Annotated in this window: 1 protein-coding gene; it reads right to left on the bottom strand. The window is 68.0% G+C overall.

What is annotated here, in order from left to right; translation table 11 throughout:
• Positions 1–98: 98 nt before the first annotated feature.
• The coding region (locus AC08ON_RS12420; RefSeq protein WP_476617014.1) for a hypothetical protein at positions 99–1,080 on the bottom strand (982 nt) is incomplete at its 5' end.

The raw sequence follows: 1,080 nt of genomic DNA, 5'->3' as shown, positions 1-1,080 counted from the left end.
GCCACTTAACGCAACAGGCCGTCACACCACGCGACCTTCGCGCAGCCCCCGATGCCAGGGGCCCCCGCATTGCGCCGAAGGCGCCATGGGGGGAAAGGCTAGTCCACCCACTGTCCCTGCGTGAAGGCGACGACCAGGGCTGCCATGATCGGCGTACCGGTACATAGATATACCGACTGTACCCAGCTCTGCCGCGCGGCGGCTCGCGCGAGCATCAGATACAACGGAAAGGCCACTAAAATTCCACGGATTCCCGATGCATAATAATTCGTGCAGGCCATTATCGCGGTCATCACGCCGAGGAAGGTCGCCTCACCCCACCGTCTCCCGGCCAGCAGGATGATGGTCAGCAGCACCCCGACGACCACCGCGAGCAGTTCCCCGCGCCAGAACCAGACGAAGGTCGACGCACCGTTGCCATCCGTGGCCGATGCCCAGGTGGCGGTCCAGCCCGACCAGGGCCAGTCGAGGCCTCGGTGCCAGCCGTCCCGCATCGCGTCCGTGTAGGAGCCCCAGCCCCCGGTGCGAATCCTGAGATAGCCCAGGTAGGCGAGGACGGGGACGGGTGGAAGCCCCAGCGACAACGCCGGCCGGGCGAACACCGGGAGGCCGGCGGAGCGTCGGCTCGCGACGTACTGCACAGCCAACGCGACCCCGAAGGGAATACCGCTGATCCTGGCGGATGCCGCCCCGGCGCCCAGCAGGCCGGCCAACCACCAGCGGCGGCGACGTGCCGCCAGCCAGGACGCCGTCGCGAACCCCAGGAAGATGCCCTCCGAATAGGCGGCGAACAGGAACACCGCGTAGGGGAAGCAGATGAGGCTGAGGACGGCGAACCGCGCCGCGGGCTTGCCCACCTCGTCCGCGGCCAACCGCCACAGCGCGGCGACCGCGACCGCACCGGCGAGGAACGACACGACCAGACCCGCGACGATCCAGTCCGGAACGACGATATGGACGATCCGCATCGCGATCGGGAGGCCGGGAAAGTCGACTTCTGTCCGGTCCGAGTAGGCGGGGGAGAGATAACCGTACCGGGCGACCTTCGTGAACAGGCCGACATCCCACCGGTCCCAGAGC

The organism is Frankia sp. CoWAU3 (assembly GCF_977971855.1).
Note: the sequence above shows the minus strand (reverse complement) of the source record. Positions and strands in the feature narration are given on the sequence as shown.